We start from the raw sequence: 16,483 nt of genomic DNA, 5'->3' as shown, positions 1-16,483 counted from the left end.
CCCCCAAATGCCCCCCCCGGGCCCCTTTTCCCCGCCCGGGCACCGGGGGCCAGCGGTTTTGGGGGGGCGGGGGGGGGGGGGGGGGGGTAGTTGAGCTGGCCGACCGTCGCCGCCACTCGCAGCACATACGCATCACGGGGCTGCATGGGATCGCGGCCGGTGAAGTCGGTGATCCGCTTGAGTCGGTAGCGCACGGTGTTTGGATGAACGAACAACTTTCTGGCACAGGCCTCAATCGCGCCGCCACAATCTAAGTAAGCGTCAAGAGTCTCGATCAGTGTCGGACCCGCGTCGGCCAACGGGCCCATCACGTCGGTGTGCAGCGCCACGATCGCCGACGCATCGCCCATCAGGGCCCGTTCGGGCAGCAGTTCGCGCGCCGGCACCGGACGCGGCGCTCCGCGCCAGCCTCCGACGGCGTTCATGCCGGATATCGCCTCACTGGCGCTGTGATAGGCCGCTGTGAGCATCGGCGCGGTGGGTCCGACCACCACGGGGCCGTCGGCGAACGCCTTTAGTAGATCGCCCAGGAATTTGTCGGTTGGTGACAGTTGGCCGGAGACGATCGCGACCAGCCAGGTGCCGTGAACGTCGGTAAGGGCCGCGCGCCCGTGCTGCGCGGCGATATCGCGGACATGCTGACTCGCCCGCTCGCTGTCGTCGGGGCCCGTCGACCCGTCGCGCCCGGGGGCCGGGGTGCCGACCACGACGGTCGCCGGGGCGGTGGTGTCCCAGTTCAGCGCCGCGGCGCGGGACAGCAGCTCGGGGCCGGTGTCGCCGCGCACCACCGCGTCGACCACGCTGGCCTCCATACGGCTGTCCCAGGTCCCGCGCGCTTCGGCCGCGTTCGCGTAGGCGGTGGCGGCGGTGAATGCCAGATCACGGCTGTACTTCAGGATGCCCACGGTCAGCGCGGTCAGCTGGTCTTCGGAGCGGGCCAGCAGCGGGACGACCTCCTCGAAGAAGTCCATGGTCACGCGCGCCATGTCGACGCTGTGGCGCAACGCGATGCGGCGGGCGAGATCCTGGGGCACCAGCTCGAAGGCCTGCGCGGTGTGGCTGACGTTGCTGTGTGGGTCTTGCATCCACTCGGCAAAGTTGTTGATGGCCGTCTGCACCACCAGCGCCATGCTGGCCCGCTGCGACGCCTCCAGCTCGCCGAAGAACGGCAGCCGATCCTGCATGACCGAAACCGCCTCGGTGGCCAGCCGGCCGGAGTACTGCTTCAGCCGCCGCAGTACGGACTCCGGCACCGTGTCCAGCATTTCCAGCGGCGAGCGGGGCTGTTTGGCGAACGGGCCGGCGAAGGGGTTGTCATTCACCCCTAAAACCTACGTGACTTTTCTGGAAGTTTCCGCCAAAGCGCCGCGTGGCGTTCTTAAGAACGCCTCAAGGCGTGGGCCATTGGTCGCCGCGCGTCGGCCGTCGAACGTGCGGCCAGCGGCACGCTCGACGACCACTGTGCGGCTGGGCGCACACTCGTCGGCGAGCCCGAGGTGAAGTGTGGGGTTAGGCCACCCCGGGGTCGGACGTCTGCTCCGGGGCGGCCTGCACGTCGTCGATCTTGTACTGGCGGGCGGCCGCGACCGGCACCGAAGGGTCGATCTCCCCGTCGCGTGCCAGCGCCTCGAGCACCGCGACCACCTGCGATTCGGCGTCGGTGTTGAAGTACCGCCGCGCCGCCGGCCGCGTGTCGGAGAAGCCGAACCCGTCGGTGCCCAGGGTGACGAAGGTGCCCGGGACCCAGGGTCGGATCTGCTCGGGGACGGCGCGCATCCAGTCCGAGACGGCGACCACCGGACCGCTGACGTTCGACAGGGCCTGGGTGACATAGGGGACACCGGCCGGCCGGTCCGGGTGCCGCAGCCTCGCCCGGTCGACGGCCACGCCGTCGCGGTTCAGCTCGCTCCAGCTGGTCACCGACCACACGTCGGCGGCGACGTCCCACTCCGCGGCCAACAGCTCGGCGGCCTTCAGCGCCGACGGCATCGCCACCCCCGACGCCAGGATCTGCGCCTTGTTGGCCCGCTGTTCGGTGGCGACGTGATAGCGGTAGAGGCCCCGCAACACGCCCTCGGGATCGAAGTTCTCCGGCTCGGGCGGCTGCACGTACGGTTCGTTGTAGATGGTCAGGTAGAAATAGATGTCCTCGGGGTTCTCCCCGAACATCCGCGCCAGCCCGCTTTCCACGATGTAGGCGATTTCGTAGGCGAATGCCGGGTCGTAAGCGACCACCGCCGGGTTGGTGCTGGCCAGCAGCAACGAGTGGCCGTCGGCGTGCTGCAGCCCTTCGCCGGTCAGCGTGGTGCGCCCCGCGGTGGCGCCGAGCAAAAACCCCCGCGCCATTTGGTCTGCGGCGGCCCACAATCCGTCGCCGGTGCGCTGGAAGCCGAACATCGAATAGAAGATGTAGATCGGGATCATCGGCTCGTTGTGCGTGGCATACGACGTGCCCGCCGCGATGAACGACCCCACCGACCCGGCCTCGTTGATGCCCTCGTGCAGGATGTGCCCGACTTCGCTTTCCTTGTACGCCAGCATCAGCTCGGCGTCCACGGCGGTGTAGAGCTGGCCGAGGCGGTTGTAGATCTTCAGCGACGGGAACCACGAGTCCATGCCGAAGGTGCGCGCCTCGTCGGGAATGATCGGCACGATCCGCGGGCCAATCTCCTTGTCCCGCAACACTTCCTTGAAGGTGCGCACGGTCGCCATGGTGGTGGCGACCTCCTGGGTGCCCGATCCCTTCTTCAGCGCGGCGTAGATGTCGCGGCCGGGCAGCCGCAACGCCTTGGATTTGGTGCGGCGCTCGGGCAGGAAGCCGCCGAGGGTGCGCCGGCGGTCGAGCATGTAGCGGATCTCTGGGGCGTCCGGGCCGGGATGGTAGTAGGGCGGCAGGTAGGGATCCTCTTCCAGCTGCGCGTCGGTGATCGGAATCCGGATCGCGTCGCGGAAGTCCTTAAGATCCTGCAGCGCAAGCTTTTTCATCTGGTGCGTGGCGTTGCGGCCCTGGAAGTGCGCGCCCAGCGAGTAGCCCTTGATGGTCTTGGCCAAAATCACCGTGGGCTGACCCTTGTGGTCGACGGCGGCGCGGTAGGCGGCGTAGACCTTGCGGTAGTCGTGGCCACCGCGCTTGAGGTTCCAGATTTGGGAATCGCTCATGTGCTCCACGAGCGCCTTGGTGCGCGGGTCCCGCCCGAAGAAGTGGTCGCGCACGTAGGCGCCGTCGTTGGCCTTGTACGTCTGGTAATCCCCGTCGGGGGTGGTGTTCATCAGGTTGACCAGCGCGCCGTCGCGGTCGGCGTGCAGCAAAGCGTCCCATTCGCGGCCCCAAACCACCTTGATGACGTTCCAGCCGGCGCCGCGGAAGAACGATTCCAGCTCCTGGATGATCTTGCCGTTGCCGCGCACCGGGCCGTCCAGGCGCTGCAGGTTGCAGTTGACGACGAATGTCAGGTTGTCCAGGCCCTCCAGCGCCGCGACGTGCGCCAGACCGCGGCTCTCGGGCTCGTCCATCTCGCCGTCACCCAAAAAGCACCAGACGTGCTGATCGGAGGTGTCCTTGATGCCGCGGTCGTGCAGGTAGTGGTTGAACCGCGCCTGGTAGATGGCGTTGATCGGGCCCAGGCCCATCGACACCGTGGGGAATTCCCAGAAGTCGGGCATCAGCCGCGGGTGCGGATAGGACGGCAGCCCGCCGCCGGCGTGGCTGTGCTCCTGCCGGAAGCCGTCCATCCGGTCGGCGGTGAGCCGGCCCTCCAGGAATGCGCGCGCATAGATGCCCGGGGATGCGTGGCCCTGGATGAACACCTGGTCGCCGCCGCCGGGGTGCGATTTGCCGCGGAAGAAGTGGTTGAAGCCGACCTCGTAGAGCGCCGCGGACGAGGCGTAGGTCGAAATGTGGCCGCCCACACCGACTCCCGGGCGCTGAGCGCGGTGCACCATGATGGCGGCGTTCCACCGGATCCACGCGCGGTAGCGCCGCTCGACGTCCTCGTCGCCCGGGAACCACGGCTCCAGCTCCGTCGGGATGGTGTTGACGTAGTCGGTGGAGGTCAGCGACGGGATGGCGACTCGTTGCTCGCCGGCCCGTTCCAGCAATCGCAGCATCAGATAACGCGCCCGCGACGGGCCGGAGCGCTCCAGCAGTTCATCGAAGGACTCCAGCCACTCCGACGTCTCTTCGGGATCGATGTCGGGAAGGTAGGAGGCCACCCCCTCGCGGATCACCCGAACGCGGTCGGGTTCGCTTGCGCCGTTGGGGTTTGTCGCCAGATCGTGGCGCACGAACTCAGTTGTCAACGCACTACTCCTGTTGTTGGCGGAATGTGTGCCGTAACGGGTGGGTCGCACCCTGCCCACCATCGTGCCGCACCGGCGTCGCGCGCGGATAGCCGACATCGGTTAGCCGGCCGAGCCTGCGTCGGCGAACATCGACTCGGCGTGTATGGGGCGGGTGCACAACCCCACCCGGTAACGTCAGGCTTGTGCTCATCCGGTGGCGTGCCGTTCCTCAGACGCAGGTGGGGGACTTCCCCCGGCGGTGGGCCTTGGCGGTCGGCTGTCTGGCCGTGGCGCTGATGGGCATCGTGGGATGCACCTCCGTCACCAACGGCACGGCAACGCCCGACACCAAGGTGGCTCCGGCCTACCGCCAGTCGGTCTCGGCGTCGGTGTCCGCTTCGTCGGCGACGTCGAGCGTCCGCGAATCCCAGCGGCAGCAGTCGCTGACCACCAAGGCGGTGCGTACCGCCTGCGCCACGCTGATCACCACCAGCAAGAACGCGATCGACAAGACCAACGAATTCGTCAAGGCGTTCAACTCGGGTGGCGGCACCGGGCCGACCGAAGGCCCGGCCATCGACGCCCTCAACGACAGCGCCACCACGGTCGCCAACAGCTTCAACGACGCGATGTCCCAGCAGATCAAGGACGCATTCAACGCCTATGTCGACGCCGCCCGCGCCGTGGCCAACGCCATTGGCACGCACGCGGGAACGTCGGAATTCAACAGGCGGGTCGATCAACTCAACGACACGAAAAAGAACGCGGTAAAACTGTGCTTGGCAACCTGATGATGCGGAAGTATGGACCGAGTTCTGGCTGTGCGACGATAATCCCGAATCACAAAGCGCTCGGACGTTGAAGGAGGCTCCACGGTGGTCGCGGCGGATCACGCCCCGAGCTACGCTCGCAAACTGGGCATCCAACCCGACCATGTTGTCCAGGAGTGGGGCTGGGACGAAGACACCGATGACGAGATCCGCGCCGCGGTCGAGGAAGCCTGCGGCAGTGAGCTACTCGATGAGGACACCGACGAGGTAGTTGACGTCGTCCTGCTGTGGTGGCGAGACGGTGACGGCGACCTGGTGGACACCCTGATGGACGCGATCACCCCGCTGGCAGAAGACGGCGTGATCTGGGTGCTGACACCCAAGACCGGCAAGCCGGGGCACGTGCTGCCGGCCGAAATCGCAGAGGCCGCACCCACCGCCGGTTTGATGCCGACGTCGTCGGTGAACCTGGGCGACTGGAGCGCCAGCCGGTTGGTACAGCCCAAATCCCGGGCCGGGAAGCGTTGATGCTGTCCGTCGGCACCCCCGCCCCGGATTTCACTTTGCGCGACCAGAACCAGCAACGAGTCACGCTGAGCTCCTACCGGAACGCCAAGAACGTGCTGCTGGTGTTCTTCCCGCTCGCTTTCACCGGGATATGCCAGGGTGAGCTGGACCAGTTGCGTGACCACCTGCCCGATTTCGAAAACGACGACAGCGCAACGTTGGCCATCTCGGTGGGCCCGCCGCCCACCCACCGGGTCTGGTCGCTGGACAGCGGCTTCACCTTTCCGGTGCTGTCGGACTTCTGGCCACACGGCGCGGTCAGCCAGAGCTACGGCGTGTTCAACGAGGACGCCGGCTACTCGAACCGCGGGACGTTCGTGGTCGACCGCTCCGGGATCATCCGCTTCGCCGAGATGAAAGAGCCCGGCGAGTCGCGCGACCAGCGGCTCTGGATTGACGCCCTGGCGGCTTTGCGGGCTGAGGGGGCCTGATTTTGGGGACTTCGTCCTCGGGCGGGTAGCCTGCCCGCAGCAACGGGCGCGTAGCTCAGTGGTAGAGCTCTGGTTTTACACACCAGCGGTCGGCGGTTCGATACCGTCCGCGCCCACCGTTTTCGCGGGCCGGGGTGGCTCGCCGGGAGCTCCTCGCCGCGACGTCATGCGCGAACCGGAAGCGATATGGCCCGGGGCGTCGGATTCGAGCGATGAAAGCGTGTCGAAGTTTGCGGAAATCAACGGACGACCTTTGCGTCGCAGCATCGACGCCGTGCCATGTTCGATAGTCGGATCGGGTCGGACGATTTCAAGGTTGGCGCGAAACCGCCGCGACGCCGACATCTAATGACCGGCGGCCCGTTCGCGCGGCACAACCGGCCGATCGATGACGTATCAATGCCGCATTGCCGACGCAAATTTCGCACATCGATTGCGCTTCGCTAGGGAAATAACAGTCAACACCCAGCAAGAACCCAGGATACGTCCATGATCCATGTCGCGGGCCTAGCGGTACGCTAATAGCATGCCGTTGGCCAGCGGCGAAACATTTGCTGGACACGCTATCCCGCGGCTACCGAGATGCACCGGAATGGGCAGGATCTACGCCCGGCATCTCAGGTTATCCGGCCCGCGACGCGCGCCCCCGGAATATCGCGGTGACTGAATCCTTGGACCGCGACCGCGCAATCTTTCTCCAGGACTTCGCAAAGTCGCCGGCGCCGAACGTGGGCGAAACGCATGTCCACGCTGCCGCTGACGCGGCTCATATCCACGTCGGCCGTTCGTTGAGGCCGCGCTAGCCCCGTAGCTACCCACCTGTGTGGCGTAGATGAATATCCGATGTCCGTCAGACGACGGGCCTAAGCAGAACGAAGGTACTGACATGTTTACCGGCATCACCAGGTCCACCGGCGTCACCAGCCACGGCCACTTCGGCACTCTGGTTACCGCCGTCCTGGTGCTCACCGGCGCTGCAATTCTGCGCGGCGGAGCAGCGGCGGCCGACCCGAACCAAGACGACCAATTTCTCGCATTTCTCGACCAAGAAGGCATTCCCGCCCTCGAAGGTGTTCCATATCTCGTCGACACGGCCCACAAGGTCTGTCGCGCAGTGGATGCCGGCTTCTCGGCGAGCCAAGTCGTGGACGCGATGGTGCAGTTTGCGTACAGCCAGGACCCGACCGAGCGCAACTACGCCCCCGGGCGCCTCGCGCGCACCGAGGCTCGATTCGTCAGGGCGTCAGTGAATGCCTACTGCCCGTACGATCGGGGCAAGCTAGCGTCCCTGGTGACTGATCCCGCATCGTTCTCGGGCAAGGCGCAGCCGCGGGTCGTACTAGCGCACAACGTGATTCCCTCTGGAGAGATCATTCAGCCGATCCCGCCGGAGATCCCGTCACCGCCACCGCCGCCAGCGGCGCACCTGCGAACGCCGCCTCAGCCGATCGCGGCACCGCCTCGACCGCAACAGTCGGCGCCACGGCCCCAACAGTCGGCGCCTGTACCGCAACGCCCCGCGCCTGCTCCTCCAGAACAGCCGGCACCTGCGCCGGAGCAGCTTCCGCCTGCACCGCCGCAGTCGGCACCGCCCCCGCCACCACCGCCACCGGCGGCACCACCCATGGCCCCGGGCTTTGTCAGGCTGGCACCCTGAGGCAGCGGCCGCGCGAGCGGAAGTGTCCGCAACTTGGCGGCTCCGAGGACGCGCGTACGCGGGGGTGTCCACGAGCCCCTTCCCAGCCGGGGGCACTATGAACGCGTGAAACCGTTCCGCATCGACGTTCCCGACGACGTTCTCGACGATCTGCGCTCGCGGCTGGCCCGCACGCGTTGGCCCGAAGCCGAATGCGTGGACGACTGGAGCCAGGGCATGCCGCTGGCCTACACCCGCGAACTGGCCGACTACTGGGCCAACGACTACGACTGGCGATCGCGGGAGGCCGCACTCAACCGCTTCGATCAGTTCACCACCGAGATCGACGGTCTCGACATCCATTTCATTCACCAGCGATCCCCGCACGAGGCCGCCTTCCCGCTGGTGATCACCCACGGCTGGCCCGGCTCAATTGTGGAATTCCACAAGGTGATCGAGCCGTTGACCAATCCCGCGTCCGGCCGCGCCCAGGACGCCTTCCACGTCGTGTGTCCGTCGCTGCCCGGCTACGGGTTCTCGGGCAAACCCACCGGGACGGGCTGGGGCGTGGAAAGGATTGCGCAGGCCTGGGAAACGCTGATGCTGCGCGTCGGCTACGACCGCTACGGCGCCCAGGGCGGCGACTGGGGCGCCGCGGTCACCACGCAGATCGGCCGCAATGTCGGCCACTGCGCGGCCATCCACCTGAACATGCCGATCGGCCGGCCCACCGAGGACTCGCTGACGAACCCGACCGAGGAGGAGCAACGCGCGCTGGCCGCGTTGGCCAATCACCGCAAGTGGGGCACCGGCTACTCCAAACAACAGTCCACCCGGCCGCAAACGCTGGGCTACGGCCTGGCCGATTCGCCCGTCGGGCAGCTGGCCTGGATCGTCGAGAAGTTCTGGGACTGGGCCGATTGCGACGGGCATCCCGAGAACGCGCTCAGCCGCGACGAGCTGCTGGACAACGTGATGGTCTATTGGGTGACCAACACCGCCGCGTCCTCGGCCCGCCTGTACTGGGAGAGCTTCGCGGCGTGGGGTGGCGGCGACCGCGTCGAATTGCCCACGGGCATAGCGGCTTTCCCCGGGGAACTGCTTAAGGCGCCGCGCAGCTGGTGCGAGCCGGCCTACCACATCACCCACTGGACGGACATGCCGCGCGGCGGACACTTCGCGGCGTTCGAACAACCGGAGCTGTTCGTCGAGGACCTGCGCGCGTTCTTCGCGACGGTGCGCTGAACCGCTCAGCCGGGTGGGGCGAAGAACTCCAGGGCGATGCCGTCGGGGTCGCGGAAACTCAATCCGGAGCCGTAGGGCGCGTCCACGATGCCGCCGTGCTCGATGCCCAGTTCGCCCAGCCGGGTGACCCAATTCTGCAGCTCGGCCCGGCTGGCGCACCCGAAGCCGACGTGGTCGAGCCCGACGCGATGTTCACTGAACTGTTCGTCGGGCGCCGGGCGGTCGTGCTGATGAATGCCGAATACGGTGCCGCCGTCAAGCATCCACACCTGATGGTGAAAGCCGGCGTCAGTGTGCTCATCGAGGATCGGGTCGGCGCCGAGCAGGCTGCGATACCACGGGCCGCTGACCGCGATGTCGCGCACCGTGACCGCGACATGGTTGAGCGCTGGAAACGTCATGACTCGACACGCTAGTCCGCATTGCCGGCCTTGCCACGCCCGAGTTCGCCTGTGCCGCAGATAGCGCCGGTACGCTGCCGGGGTGGTTGCGACGCAGACCCGGATCGCGGGCGCGGCGATCGGCTACCTGGCCGACCGCGCGCTGGGCGATCCGCGACGGGGTCACCCGGTCGCGCTGTTCGGCCAGGCCGCGGCGGCGCTGGAAAGCGTGACCTACCGCGACAGCCGGCTTGCCGGCGCGGTCCACGTCGGCGCGCTGATTCCGGCGGTGGGCCTGCTCGGCCTGGCGGCACAACGCGCCGCCGGGCGCCGCGGCCGGGGGTGGTCGATCGCGGCGATCGCCGCGGCCACCTGGGTGTCGCTGGGGGGAACCTCGTTGGCGCGCACCGGCCTGCAAATGTCGGAGCTGCTGGAACGCGGCGACGTCGAGGCAGCGCGGCGGCTGCTGCCGTCGCTGTGTGGGCGTGATCCGGCGTCGCTGGACGTCGCGGGCCTGACCCGCGCGTCGCTGGAATCGATCGCCGAGAACACCTCCGACGCCCAGGTGGCGCCGCTGCTGTGCGCGGCGGCCGGTGGCGTGCCCGCGGTGCTGGCGTATCGCGGCATCAACACCCTGGACTCGATGGTGGGGTACCGCTCGCCGCGCTATCTCCGATTCGGTTGGGCCGCAGCCAAATTGGATGACATGGCCAATTATGTCGCCGCGCGGGGGACCGCGTCGCTGGCGGTGCTGTTGGCGCCGCTGGTGGGTGGATCGCCGGCCGGCGCGGCCCGGGCCTGGCGCCGTGATGCCGGCCGTCATCCGAGCCCCAACGCCGGTGTCGTCGAGGCGGCCTTCGCGGGGGCGCTGGGCGTGCGCCTGGGCGGTCCCACGCAATACCGCCACGGGCTGCAGATCCGGCCCACACTCGGCGACGGCCGGGAGCCGACGGTGACCGACCTGCGGCGCGCGGTGACGCTGTCGTCACTGGTGCAGGCGGGCGCGGCGGTGCTGGCCGGGCTGGCGCTGTGCGTGACGGGTTACCGCCGGCGGCCGTAGCGGTCGGCGAGTTTGGCCTCCACCGTTTGCGGCGCGTCCGGCGCGGGCGCCGCCTCGGCGGCGGGTGCGGGCCGTTGTAGCTTCTCCTGGCGGCGGGCCCGGATCTCGGAGTAGGCGAAGTAGCCCAACCCGATCGGGGCCAGGATGCCGAACGCGATCCACTGGATGCCGTAGGACAGGAACGGGCCGGCGTCGAGCGCAGGCACGCCGACCACGCCGAGCCCGCCGGGCTGACCGTCGATCAATTGCAGGTAGGACCCGGCGAGCGGCACCTTGGTCAGCACCGCGATCTGCTCGGTGTCAATCGAATACACCTGCCGCACACCGTCTCCCACGAACGGATCCTTGTTCGCCGCGGCGGGCTCGGAGTTGCGCAACCGCGCCGTGATGGTCACCGGCTCGGCGGGCGGGCGCGGGATCGGCGGGACGTGAGACCCCTCTAGCGGCCGCACGTAGCCGCGGTTTACCAGCACGGTGGGCCCGCCGTCGACGACGAACGGCGCCAGCACCTCGAATGCCGGCTTCGAGTCGATCACCCGCAGGCGGGCCAGCACCTGTACGTCGGGCAGGTAGTGCCCGGTGGCGGTGACCTGGCGCCACTGCGCGCCGGTGGCGGCCGAATTCTGCTGCGGCAGCAGGGTTTTCAGTGGTACGGGCGCGGTGTTCAGCGAGGATTCGATCTGGTGGTTCTCCCGCGAGGTCCTGCTGTGCTTACCCAGCTGCCAGGGTGCGAGCACCGTGAAGCACAGGTACGCGAAGGCGACGACCACCACCGCCAGCGCTATCCAGCCCGGACGCAGGAAAAAGGACAACCGGCGCATCAAGGCGATCCGTTCTGCGCGAGCCGTTCATCGACCCAGTCGTGCAGGCCCGGCAGCGCGGCCTCGATGACGGTGTAGACGCGTTCGAAGTCTTTCGCGTCGCCGTAGTAGGGGTCGTCGACGTCGGGGGTGTGCGCCCCGGTGCGCGGATCGAAGGACCGCAGCATCCGGACGCGGTCGTCGTCGGCGCCCAGGTGCCGCAGCATCCGGGCGTGGTTGCGGTCGAGGGCCACCAGCAGGTCGGCACCCAGGTGCTCGGCGTCGACCTGGGTGGCGCGGTGCTCGCATGCGTAGCCGTGGGTGCGCAGCACGTCGGCGGCGCGCTCGTCGGCGCATTCGCCGACATGCCAGTTGCCGGTACCGGCACTGGTCACCCGCACCGCGTCGGACAGGCCGCGCCGCCGCAGCTGGTCGGCGAACATCTTCTCGGCCATCACCGAACGGCAGATGTTGCCGGTGCACACGAACGTCACGTGCAGCGGTTCACGCTCAGACACCCAGCGCCCTCCGTAGTTCGTCGATCGTCGAGGCGTGCGTCACGCCGACCGTGGGCGACGCGTCCGCGAAGTCGGCCTTGCCGTAGCCCCAGCCGACCACCACGGTGTCGATGCCGTGCGCGGCCGCGCCGTGCACGTCGTGGCTGCGGTCGCCGACCATCAGCACCCGCTCGGGCAGCGGTTCGAGCTGGGTCAGGGCGTGCGCCAGCACCTCGACCTTGGCCTTGCGCGCGCCGTCGGGACTCGCCCCGGCGATGACCTCGAAATGCTGGTCGAGCCGGAAATGGGCGAGGATGCGCCGGGCCGTCGGTTCCAGCTTGGAGGTGGCCACGGCCAGCCGGACGCCGGCGGCCCGCAGGTCCGCCAGCAGCGCCTCGATCCCGTCGAAGAGCGCGTTCATGGCCCAGCCGCGGGCGCCGTACTCGGCGCGAAAGGCGGCGATCGCCTCCTCGGCGTCGTCGCCGAGCTCCATGGCGCGGAAGGTGTCGTCCATCGGCGGCCCGACGATCTGCGCGACGAGGTCGCCGGGCGGCACGGGGGCGCCGATGTGGTCGAGCGCATGCAGGAAGCTGGCGACGATGCCCTCCGCGGAGTCGGTCAGCGTGCCGTCGAGATCGAAGATCACCAGCTGCGCCGCGCGCGAGCGGGTGGCGCCGCCGGGGGCCTGGCGATCGGCTGACGTTGTGCCTGTCACCTCACCATTGTCCTCGATGGGTGCGGCCGGGTGTGACGGTGTCGCTCCGCGCGGCCCGGACGGCCCACTAGTGTTTCACGGATGGCGAGTCTGAACCTGAGCCCGCCTGCGGCGCGCTATCACGGCGATCAGGCCGTCGCGCCCGGGATGCTCGATTTCGCCGTCAACGTCCGGCACGGCGAACCGCCGCGGTGGCTGCTGCGCCGGCTGGCCGAGCGGCTGCCCGACCTGGCGCGGTATCCGAGCCGCGAGGACGTGCACCGGGCGCAGGACGCGGCCGCGCAACGACACGGCCGGGCCCGCGACGAGGTGCTGCCGCTGGCCGGGGTGGCCGAGGCGTTCGCCCTGCTGGGCAACCTGCGCCCGCAGCGGGCGGCGATCATCGCCCCGGCGTTCACCGAGCCGGCCGTCGCGCTGACCGCGGCCGGGGTGCCGGTGCACCACGCGGTGCTCGAGCCGCCGTTCGGCCTGGCCGGCGCGACCGTCCCGGACGACGCGGACCTTGTCGTGGTGGGGAATCCGACCAACCCGACCTCGGTGCTGCACACCCGGACACAGCTGCTGGCGTTGCGCCGGCCCGGTCGGATCCTGGTGGTCGACGAGGCGTTCGCGGACTCGATCCCCGGTGAGCCGCAATCGCTGGCCGGTGACGCGTTGCCCGACGTGCTGGTGCTGCGAAGTTTGACCAAGACCTGGGCGCTGGCCGGGCTGCGGGTGGGCTACGCGCTGGGTTCCCCGGAGGTATTGGCGCGGCTGACCGCACAGCGCGCGCACTGGCCGGTGGGAACGCTGCAACTGACGGCCATCGCGCAGTGTTGCGACCGGCGGGCGGTCGCCGAGGCGGCGGCCGGGGCGGCGCGGTTGGCCCGGGTGCGCGCCGAGATGGTGGCCGGCCTGGCGTCGGTGGGCGCCGAGGTGGTCGACGGTCAGGCGCCCTTCGTGTTGTTCCGCACACCCCACGGGCCCCAGTTGCGAAAAGATCTGCTTGGCAGGGGAATTGCCGTTCGCCGCTGTGATACGTTCGTCGGCCTGGACGACCGGTACCTGCGCGCCGCGGTGCGCCGCGAGTGGCCGCAGCTTGTGCAAGCCATCTCCGAAACGACGGGACACCTTGGGGGGCAGCGGTGAGCGTGAAGCTGGCCGACGTCATCGCGGTGCTCGATGAGGCCTACCCGCCGCGGCTCGCCGAGCCCTGGGATTCGGTGGGACTGGTGTGCGGGGACCCCGACGACGAGCTGCGGTCGGTGACCGTCGCGGTCGACGCCACGCCGGAGGTCGTCGACGAAGTTCCCGACGCCAGCCTGCTGCTGGCCCATCACCCCCTGCTGTTGCGCGGCGTGGACACCGTGGCGGCCAGCACCCCCAAGGGCGCTCTGGTGCACCGGCTGATCCGGACCGGGCGGTCGCTGTTCACCGCCCACACCAACGCCGACTCCGCCCGTCCGGGGGTGTCCGACGCGCTGGCCGCGGCCCTGGGCCTCGACGTCGTGGCCGTGCTCGAGCCCACGGCGGCCGTACCCGACCTCGACAAGTGGGTGGTCTACGTGCCCGGCGAGCACGCGGATGCGGTGCGGGAGGCGGTGTTTGCGGCGGGGGCCGGCCATATCGGTGACTACTCGCACTGCAGTTGGAGCGTCAGCGGCATCGGGCAGTTCCTGCCGCACGAAGGCGCAACACCGGCGGTGGGCAGCGTGGGCAACGTCGAGCGGGTGGCCGAGGACCGGTTCGAGGTGGTCGCGCCCGCTCGTTCCCGGGGCGCGGTGCTGGCGGCGATGCGGGCAGCCCATCCCTACGAGGAGCCCGCGTTCGACATCTTCGCGCTGGTGCCACCGCCGGGCGACACCGGGCTGGGCCGCATCGCGACGCTGGCGCGCCCGGAACCGTTGCGCGACTTCGTCTCCCGCGTGAGTGCGGCGCTGCCGCGCACCTCCTGGGGGGTGCGGGCGGCGGGGGACGCCGACCTGCCGGTGTCGCGGGTCGCCGTGTGCGGCGGCGCCGGGGATTCGCTGCTTGCCGCCGCGGCCGGCGCCGGCGTGCAGGCCTACGTGACGGCCGATCTGCGGCACCACCCGGCCGACGAGCACCGCCGGGCCTCCGAGGTGGCTCTGATCGATGTGGCACATTGGGCAAGTGAATTCCCATGGTGCGAACAGGCCGCCGGCCTGCTGCGATCGCGTTTCGGTGCGGAGCTTGCGGTGCGGGTGAGCTCGATTCGCACCGACCCTTGGAACGTCGAGCGCCAGTCCGGGGGTGAGAGTTCGTGAAAGCCGATGTGGCACAGCAGCGTTCGCTATTAGAGTTGTCGAAGCTCGATGCCGATCTGGCCCGCATCACGCACCGGGCCACGCATCTTCCAGAGCAGCAAGCCTGCGAGCGCTTGCGGGCCGAATACGAGGCCGCCGGCGACCGGCTGGCCGCCGTGCGGATCGCCGTGGAAGATATCGACGCCCACGTGTCGCGGCTCGAGGCGGAGATCGACGCGGTGCGCCAGCGCGAAGACCGCGACCGTTCGCTGCTGCAGTCGGGCGCGATCGACGCCAAGCAACTGTCGGATCTCCAGCACGAGCTGGAGACCTTGCAGCGTCGTCAAACCAGCCTGGAGGACTCGCTGCTGGAGGTGATGGAACGTCGCGAGGAGCTGCAATCCCAGCTTGACGGCGAGCAGCAGACGCTGGCGTCACTGGAGGCCGAAATGGCTAGTGCGCGTGAGGCCCTCGACGCCGCGGTCGCCGAAATCAACCAGGCCCGCGAGCTTGGATCCTCGCGGCGCGAGTCGCTGAGCGCCGCACTGGATCCCGCCCTGTCCGCCCTGTACGAACGTCAGCGTGCCGGGGGAGGCCCGGGCGCCGGGCAGCTGCTGGGGCGGCGGTGCGGGGCCTGCCGGCTCGAGATCGACCGCGGCGAGCTGTCCCGCATCTCGGCAGCCGCCGAGGACGATGTGGTGCGCTGCCCCGAATGCGGCGCGATCCTGCTGCGGGTGAAGGGTTTCGATCAGTGAAGGTCGTCATCGAGGCCGACGGCGGATCGCGCGGCAACCCCGGACCGGCCGGATACGGCGCGGTGGTGTGGAACCAGGACCGCACGACGGTGCTGTCGGAGGCCAAGCAGGCCATCGGCCGGGCGACGAACAACGTTGCCGAATACCGCGGTCTGATAGCCGGTTTGGACGACGCCCTGAGCCTGGGCGCCACCGAGGCCGCGGTGTATCTGGATTCCAAGCTGCTGGTGGAACAGATGTGCGGGCGGTGGAAGGTCAAGCACCCTGACCTGATTGCGCTGCACAACCAGGCCCGAAGCCGCGCGGCGCGGTTCGCGCGGATCAGCTACTCGTGGATTCCCCGGGAGCGCAACACGCACGCCGATCGGTTGGCCAACGAGGCGATGGACGCCGCGGCCGAGGCTGTGACGGAAACGCCCGAGCCGGCGCCGAAGCCTGAACCGGTCGAGTCGGCGCCGTCCCCGTCGGCGCCCGGCTGGACCGGCGCGCGCGGCACCCCGACCCGGCTGCTGTTGCTGCGACACGGGCAAACCGAATTATCGGTGCACCGCCGCTATTCCGGCCGCGGCAACCCGGCACTGACCGAGCTGGGGCGACGGCAGGCCGACGCCGCGGCGCGCTACCTGGCGCAGCGCGGCGGCATCTCGGCGGTGTTCGCCTCCCCGCTGCAACGGGCCTACGACACCGCGGCCGCCGCCGCCAAGGCGCTGGGGTTGGACGTTACCGTCGACGACGATTTGATCGAGACCGACTTCGGGGCCTGGGAGGGGCTGACGTTCGCCCAGGCGGCCGAGCGCGACCCCGAGCTGCACGGCCGCTGGCTGCGCGACACCGGCACCGCGCCGCCGGGCGGGGAGAGTTTCGACACGGTGGCCGAACGGGTCTCGAGGGCTCGTGACCGCATCGTCGCCGCCCAGCACGGTACGACGGTGCTCGTGGTGTCGCACGTGACGCCCATCAAGATGCTGCTGCGCGAGGCGCTGGACGCCGGGCCCGGCGTCCTGTACCGGTTGCACCTCGACCTCGCGTCGTTGAGCATCGCCGAATTCTATTCCGACGGAGCGTCTTCGGTGCGTCTGGTCAACCAGACGGCGTATCTGTAG

General features: G+C 69.2%; 16 protein-coding genes and 1 tRNA gene. 11 read left to right on the top strand and 6 right to left on the bottom strand.

Going from position 1 to position 16,483, the window contains the following annotated elements; translation table 11 throughout:
- Together BST14_RS17960 and aceE are read right to left on the bottom strand one after the other, a co-directional pair.
- Positions 1 to 1,322 (bottom strand): PucR family transcriptional regulator (locus tag BST14_RS17960; protein ID WP_245845494.1); only part of this gene is annotated, 1,322 nt, incomplete at its 3' end.
- Between the two features lie 187 nt (positions 1,323 to 1,509).
- Positions 1,510 to 4,299, bottom strand: a complete 2,790-nt coding sequence (gene aceE / locus BST14_RS17955) for a pyruvate dehydrogenase (acetyl-transferring), homodimeric type (RefSeq protein WP_083065736.1) — start codon at positions 4,297 to 4,299, stop codon at positions 1,510 to 1,512.
- Between the two features lie 185 nt (positions 4,300 to 4,484).
- On the opposite strand from aceE, the gene BST14_RS17950 reads away from it, so the two are divergent.
- The 6 genes from BST14_RS17950 to BST14_RS17925 all read left to right on the top strand — a co-directional run bounded on the left by BST14_RS17950 (position 4,485) and on the right by BST14_RS17925 (position 8,930).
- Entirely contained in the window at positions 4,485 to 5,072 is a 588-nt protein-coding gene (locus BST14_RS17950) for an Rv2240c family protein (RefSeq protein WP_083065735.1), read from the top strand.
- Between the two features lie 84 nt (positions 5,073 to 5,156).
- Complete coding sequence (locus BST14_RS17945) at positions 5,157 to 5,579, top strand: DUF3052 domain-containing protein (RefSeq protein WP_083065734.1); 423 nt, start codon at positions 5,157 to 5,159, stop codon at positions 5,577 to 5,579.
- Positions 5,579 to 6,049 (top strand): peroxiredoxin, encoded by a 471-nt coding sequence (locus BST14_RS17940; protein WP_083065733.1) that lies wholly within the window; start codon positions 5,579 to 5,581, stop codon positions 6,047 to 6,049. Before BST14_RS17945 ends, BST14_RS17940 begins: the two co-directional genes overlap by 1 nt.
- A gap of 44 nt (positions 6,050 to 6,093) precedes the next feature.
- Positions 6,094 to 6,165: transfer RNA gene (locus tag BST14_RS17935), tRNA-Val, on the top strand.
- A 770-nt stretch (positions 6,166 to 6,935) separates the two neighbouring features.
- Positions 6,936 to 7,706, top strand: a complete 771-nt coding sequence (locus BST14_RS17930; protein WP_083065732.1) for a DUF732 domain-containing protein — start codon at positions 6,936 to 6,938, stop codon at positions 7,704 to 7,706.
- Positions 7,707 to 7,811: 105 nt separating this feature from the next.
- Entirely contained in the window at positions 7,812 to 8,930 is a 1,119-nt protein-coding gene (locus BST14_RS17925) for an epoxide hydrolase family protein (RefSeq protein WP_083065731.1), read from the top strand.
- Positions 8,931 to 8,935: 5 nt separating this feature from the next.
- On the opposite strand, the gene BST14_RS17920 is transcribed toward BST14_RS17925, so the two are convergent.
- Complete coding sequence (locus BST14_RS17920) at positions 8,936 to 9,331, bottom strand: VOC family protein (protein WP_083065730.1); 396 nt, start codon at positions 9,329 to 9,331, stop codon at positions 8,936 to 8,938.
- Between the two features lie 82 nt (positions 9,332 to 9,413).
- On the opposite strand from BST14_RS17920, the gene BST14_RS17915 reads away from it, so the two are divergent.
- Positions 9,414 to 10,370, top strand: coding sequence for a cobalamin biosynthesis protein (locus BST14_RS17915; RefSeq protein ID WP_083065729.1), 957 nt, complete (start codon positions 9,414 to 9,416; stop codon positions 10,368 to 10,370).
- On the opposite strand, the gene BST14_RS17910 is transcribed toward BST14_RS17915, so the two are convergent.
- The 3 genes from BST14_RS17910 to BST14_RS17900 are packed head-to-tail and all read right to left on the bottom strand — an operon-like array spanning position 10,352 to position 12,382.
- The gene (locus BST14_RS17910) at positions 10,352 to 11,191 is read right to left on the bottom strand and encodes an SURF1 family cytochrome oxidase biogenesis protein (protein ID WP_083065728.1); all 840 of its coding nucleotides are present in this window, start codon (positions 11,189 to 11,191) and stop codon (positions 10,352 to 10,354) included. The genes BST14_RS17915 and BST14_RS17910 overlap by 19 nt on opposite strands.
- Positions 11,191 to 11,688: a low molecular weight protein-tyrosine-phosphatase gene (locus BST14_RS17905; protein ID WP_083065727.1), complete on the bottom strand. Its 498-nt coding sequence runs from the start codon at positions 11,686 to 11,688 to the stop codon at positions 11,191 to 11,193. The genes BST14_RS17910 and BST14_RS17905 overlap by 1 nt, the downstream gene beginning before the upstream one ends.
- On the bottom strand, positions 11,681 to 12,382 hold the full coding sequence (locus BST14_RS17900; RefSeq protein ID WP_211280750.1) for an HAD-IA family hydrolase: 702 nt from the start codon (positions 12,380 to 12,382) through the stop codon (positions 11,681 to 11,683). Before BST14_RS17900 ends, BST14_RS17905 begins: the two co-directional genes overlap by 8 nt.
- Positions 12,383 to 12,463: 81 nt before the next feature.
- Between BST14_RS17900 and cobC the strand changes: the two genes are divergently transcribed.
- From cobC to BST14_RS17880, 4 genes are read left to right on the top strand one after another with little or no spacing between them, the layout of a single operon-like run.
- Positions 12,464 to 13,510: an Rv2231c family histidinol phosphate aminotransferase CobC gene (cobC, locus tag BST14_RS17895; RefSeq protein ID WP_083065726.1), complete on the top strand. Its 1,047-nt coding sequence runs from the start codon at positions 12,464 to 12,466 to the stop codon at positions 13,508 to 13,510.
- Positions 13,507 to 14,646 (top strand): Nif3-like dinuclear metal center hexameric protein, encoded by a 1,140-nt coding sequence (locus BST14_RS17890; protein WP_083065725.1) that lies wholly within the window; start codon positions 13,507 to 13,509, stop codon positions 14,644 to 14,646. The genes cobC and BST14_RS17890 overlap by 4 nt, the downstream gene beginning before the upstream one ends.
- Positions 14,643 to 15,380 carry a zinc ribbon domain-containing protein gene (locus tag BST14_RS17885; RefSeq protein ID WP_083065724.1) on the top strand — a complete coding sequence of 246 codons (738 nt, stop codon included), beginning with the start codon at positions 14,643 to 14,645 and terminating at the stop codon, positions 15,378 to 15,380. The genes BST14_RS17890 and BST14_RS17885 overlap by 4 nt, the downstream gene beginning before the upstream one ends.
- Positions 15,377 to 16,483 (top strand): bifunctional RNase H/acid phosphatase, encoded by a 1,107-nt coding sequence (locus tag BST14_RS17880; RefSeq protein ID WP_083065723.1) that lies wholly within the window; start codon positions 15,377 to 15,379, stop codon positions 16,481 to 16,483. Before BST14_RS17885 ends, BST14_RS17880 begins: the two co-directional genes overlap by 4 nt.

Source organism: Mycobacterium arosiense ATCC BAA-1401 = DSM 45069 (genome assembly GCF_002086125.1).
Taxonomy (GTDB): Bacteria; Actinomycetota; Actinomycetes; order Mycobacteriales; family Mycobacteriaceae; genus Mycobacterium; species Mycobacterium arosiense.
Note: the sequence above shows the minus strand (reverse complement) of the source record. Positions and strands in the feature narration are given on the sequence as shown.